Annotated in this window: 6 protein-coding genes; 3 read left to right on the top strand and 3 right to left on the bottom strand. The window is 62.4% G+C overall.

Features of this window, described 5'->3' with window-relative positions; all coding sequences use genetic code 11:
- Nucleotides 1-173 precede the first annotated feature (173 nt).
- Nucleotides 174-785 (bottom strand): TetR/AcrR family transcriptional regulator, encoded by a 612-nt coding sequence (locus NKI63_RS30460; protein ID WP_352479322.1) that lies wholly within the window; start codon nucleotides 783-785, stop codon nucleotides 174-176.
- A 103-nt stretch (nucleotides 786-888) separates the two neighbouring features.
- Between NKI63_RS30460 and NKI63_RS30465 the strand changes: the two genes are divergently transcribed.
- The 3 genes from NKI63_RS30465 to NKI63_RS30475 are packed head-to-tail and all read left to right on the top strand — an operon-like array spanning nucleotide 889 to nucleotide 2,801.
- Nucleotides 889-1,899 (top strand): zinc-dependent alcohol dehydrogenase family protein, encoded by a 1,011-nt coding sequence (locus NKI63_RS30465; protein ID WP_352706946.1) that lies wholly within the window; start codon nucleotides 889-891, stop codon nucleotides 1,897-1,899.
- 51 nt (nucleotides 1,900-1,950) lie between these two features.
- Complete coding sequence (locus NKI63_RS30470; RefSeq protein ID WP_352479320.1) at nucleotides 1,951-2,397, top strand: OsmC family protein; 447 nt, start codon at nucleotides 1,951-1,953, stop codon at nucleotides 2,395-2,397.
- A 17-nt stretch (nucleotides 2,398-2,414) separates the two neighbouring features.
- A complete protein-coding gene (locus NKI63_RS30475; RefSeq protein ID WP_352740267.1) occupies nucleotides 2,415-2,801 on the top strand; it encodes a nuclear transport factor 2 family protein in 387 nt (128 codons plus the stop codon).
- A gap of 6 nt (nucleotides 2,802-2,807) precedes the next feature.
- On the opposite strand, the gene NKI63_RS30480 is transcribed toward NKI63_RS30475, so the two are convergent.
- Both NKI63_RS30480 and NKI63_RS30485 read right to left on the bottom strand, forming a co-directional pair.
- A complete protein-coding gene (locus NKI63_RS30480) occupies nucleotides 2,808-3,419 on the bottom strand; it encodes a LysE family translocator (protein WP_352740269.1) in 612 nt (203 codons plus the stop codon).
- An 86-nt stretch (nucleotides 3,420-3,505) separates the two neighbouring features.
- Nucleotides 3,506-3,847 (bottom strand): nuclear transport factor 2 family protein, encoded by a 342-nt coding sequence (locus NKI63_RS30485; protein ID WP_352824114.1) that lies wholly within the window; start codon nucleotides 3,845-3,847, stop codon nucleotides 3,506-3,508.
- Nucleotides 3,848-3,921: the final 74 nt, after the last annotated feature.

The raw sequence follows: 3,921 nt of genomic DNA on the forward strand, positions 1-3,921 counted from the left end.
GGCATGGACTTCTAAGAAGTCCATAAAGCACGCCCATGAACTCACGTTGCTCAAGCCCGCAAGCGGGCTTGAGTGGCGGCATGGATTTCCAATCCAACCCATCTACCTTCAGATACGGAAAGGGCGGCCGAGAGGTCGCCCTTTTTGTTTGCTTTGCTTAGCGGTTTGCCCGCTCAGACGGCGGCGTCAATCCGCCGCGAGGGTGAGATTTTGGCAGGCAATGCACCCTCAATCAGCGCCGCGACTTCATCGGCTACTGCCAGCACAGGGGCACGGTCGTGGGTGGCGCGTGCGATCACCATCAACCCTTCCAGCGATGATTCGACCAGCAATGCGAGCGCGTGCGCACGGCGCTCGGGCACCCCTGCCCTGACGAAGGCGGCCCTGAGCAAGCCTATCCACTGCTCGAAAGCCGAGCGGCACAATTCGGCCAACTCCGGCATGTCTGCCGGCGAGTCCAGCACCACGGGCGCGATCGGGCAACCGAGCGTGAACTGGTTGTCTTCCAGCATGCGGGCGACAGACTGGTAGATGTGGTGGACAGCCACCGCCGGGTCCTTTTCGGCGGCGAGCGCGGCGCCCAGCCTCTGCGTCACCTCGTCGACGCTGTCGCGCGTCACCTCGATGACCAATTGGTCCTTGCCGCCCGGAAAGTGGAAGTAGAGCGAGCCTCTCGGTGCGCCTGAGGCGCTCAAGATGTCGTTGAGCGACGTGCCGTGGTAGCCGCGCTGCCTCAGCAGCCGCGCCGTCGTCTCGATCATACGGGTGCGGGTGTCGTTCGCCATGTCAACCTCTGTCAGGAGTGAACACTATAGGCCTTGCGTCCAATATAGCAATCGGTCTACTTAATATGTAGATCAGTCTACATATTCGGGAAGGAGAGCCGATATGCGCAGTTATCGCCTTGAAGGAACCGGCGGAATCGAACGCCTGGTGAGGCGCGACGAGGCGCAGCTGGCGCCGAAGCAACACGAGATCGCCGTGCGTGTGCGCGCCGCTTCGCTCAACCGCCGCGACACGATGATCCTCAACGGCACCTATCCACTGGCGCCACGCCAGGGCGTTATCCCGCTGAGCGACGGTGCCGGCGAAGTCGTTGCCGTCGGCGATTCCGTCACCCGCTTCGCCGTCGGCGACCGCATCACCGGCAGCTATTTTGCGCGCTGGATCGACGGCCACATCAATGCCGGGCTGATCGACCAGCTCGGTTGCACACTGGACGGGATGCTGACCGAATACGCGGTGCTCGATGAGCAATGGGCGGTGCGGCTTCCCGATCATCTCGACTGGCATCAAGCGGCGACGCTGACCTGCGCCGGCCTGACCGCCTGGAATGCGGTGACGGCGGCCGAAATGCCGAAGCCCGGCCAATGGGTCCTTGTCATCGGTTCAGGTGGCGTCGCGCTGTTTGCGCTGCAATTCGCCAAGCTGCTCGGCTGCCGGGTCGTGGCCGTCAGTTCGCGCAGCGAGAAGCTGGACCGGCTGCGGGCGCTGGGCGCCGACCTCGTCGTCTCGACAGCCGGCATGCCGGAATGGGGTGCTGCGGTGCGTGAGCAGACCGGCGGCGTCGACCTCGTCGTCGAGACCGGCGGCCCGCCGACCTTCGCGCAATCGATGATCGCCTGCGCGCTTTACGGGCGCATCGTGCTTCTCACCATACAGGATGCGAAAGGCGGGACGGTGCAGATCCCCGGCCCGGTCTACCAACGCAGCCTCGCCACCATCAGCCGGCTGTTCGTCGGCAATCGCGCCAACCTCGAAGCCATGCTGCGCGCCATCTCGGTGCATCGGCTTAAGCCTGTCATCGACAAGGTGTTCGCCTTCGACGAGGCCCAAGACGCCTATCGCTATTTCCAGCAAGGCGACGTCTTCGGGAAAGTGGTCGTCGACGGCGCCTGACTGGTTCACCCCCAAAATTCGATCGAGCCTCAAACTAAAAGGAGAGACGCAATGACCATTCGTGAAGCAGAAGCTCAATGGCAGGGATCGTTGAAGGAAGGTTCGGGTCGGCTGAGACTAGGTAGCGGCGTCTTCGAAGGTGCCTACTCCTTCCCGTCGCGTTTCGAGAACGGTCCCGGCACCAACCCGGAGGAATTGATTGCGGCGGCGCATGCCGGCTGCTTCTCGATGGCGCTAAGCGCCATTCTCGGCCGCGAAGGTTACACCCCCGCGCGCATCCACACGATCGCGAAAGCCCATCTCGGCGCCACCGCGGCCGGACCGACGCTGACCCGTATCGAGCTGGAGACCGAGGCAAGCGTCGCCGGGCTGGCGGCGGGGGATTTCGAGCGGCTGGCGCAGACGGCCAAGGAGAGCTGCCTCGTATCGCGGGCGCTGGCCGGCGTCGCCGTGATCACGCTCACGGCCCGCCTCATCGAAACCGCTACTGATCACTGAAGGGAAAGGAATATCCAATGACACAGGAACTCATCATCGACATCGCCGCGGCCAAACGCTCCGCCGAAACGGCCGAGATCATGCGGCGCTACAACGAGGTCTTCCAGCGCCACGACCCATCGGCGCTCGACGATCTGGTGGCGGAAGACTGCGTGATCGAGAACACCACGCCGGCCCCGGACGGCGGCCGCCGCATCGGCAAGGGCGCCTGCGTCGAACTGTGGTCGGCGATCGCGACCGGACCCGGCACGCGCTTCGACATCGAAGAAACCTTCGTCGCCGGAGACCGGGCGACGATCCGCTGGCGCTACTGGATGGCCGACGGCAATTCGCTGCGCGGCGTTAACCTGATGCGCGTGGCGGACGGGCAGATCGTCGAGGCCATGGGCTATGTGAAAGCATAAGGCTCTCTACGGGTCTGCCAGCGCCAGTTTGGCGCCGAGCATTACAAAGGCTCCGGCGAAGGTACGGCGCATCCAGGTCAGCACCTTTGGCCGCGACACGACATGGCTGCGGATTGACGCCGCGAAAACGCCGTAGCCGACAAAGACCAAGAAGGTGAGCAGCATGAAGACGCTGCTGAGTTCCAGCATCTTCGACAGCGCATGCGGTTCGGTGGTGCTGACGAATTGCGGGAGGAAGGCAAAGAAGAAGATCGACAGCTTTGGATTGAGGATGTTCATCAGAATGCCGGAGGCGATCACCTTGCCGGCGGATCGCGGCGCGACATCTTCGTCGACGCTCAGGCCGCCCTTCTCCTTCAGCGTGTTCCAGGCCATGTAGAGAAGATAAGCGACGCCGAGATATTTCAGCGTTTCGAAGGCGACCGCACTCGTATGCAGCAGAGCCGCGAGGCCGGTGATAGCGGCCGCCATGTGCGGAATAATGCCGAGCGTGCAGCCGACAGCGGCAATGATGCTGGCGCGCGCACCACGCGAAAGCCCGGCGCTCAGCGTATAGAGAACGCCGGTGCCGGGCGAAGCCACGACAATCAGCGACGTCAACAAGAATTCGATGCTCACGGATGGTCTCCCGGCGTTGGCCCTGCCGCCGGCAGCGTAATCAGCGAAACGTGCGGGCACAAGCCAGCCTCAGAGCCTATGCGCATTCAGATCATGCTGTTGGCGTGCAGCTTGCTATCGGCGATGGGCTGCCGAACTTCCCAGTGTTCGACGAGTTTGCTGTCCTTCAGCCTGAAAATGTCGACGATGGCCAAGCCTTCCTCCTCCGGTTCGCGTTTTGCGTGCATGTGCACGATGACGAAATCCCGTTCGGCAAAAATCCGCTTCACCTCTCCCCTCACGAGGGGAAATGACTGTTTGAGCTGCTGCAGATAGGCTTTGAAGCCGTCCGCGCCATCCGCAATGTTCGGATTGTGCTGGATGTAGCGTTCGCCAAAATGCATCGAAGCAGCTTCGATGTTGCCCTGGTTTACCGCTTTGTACCTCACTTGGGAATGCAGACTCTACGAACGCAGTTACGCAATTAGTGCGGATCACGCATCCGTTTCATCCTCTGTTCTCG

It is taken from the genome of Mesorhizobium sp. M0410 (genome assembly GCF_040321435.1).
In the GTDB taxonomy this organism is placed as follows: domain Bacteria; phylum Pseudomonadota; class Alphaproteobacteria; order Rhizobiales; family Rhizobiaceae; genus Mesorhizobium.

What these genes read in the sequence shown, in the direction of transcription:
- NKI63_RS30460 (WP_352479322.1), bottom strand. Translation starts at nt 785, where the DNA reads ATGGCGAACGACACCCGCACCCGTATGATCGAGACGACGGCGCGGCTG.
- NKI63_RS30465 (WP_352706946.1), top strand. Translation starts at nt 889, where the DNA reads ATGCGCAGTTATCGCCTTGAAGGAACCGGCGGAATCGAACGCCTGGTG.
- NKI63_RS30470 (WP_352479320.1), top strand. Translation starts at nt 1,951, where the DNA reads ATGACCATTCGTGAAGCAGAAGCTCAATGGCAGGGATCGTTGAAGGAA.
- NKI63_RS30475 (WP_352740267.1), top strand. Translation starts at nt 2,415, where the DNA reads ATGACACAGGAACTCATCATCGACATCGCCGCGGCCAAACGCTCCGCC.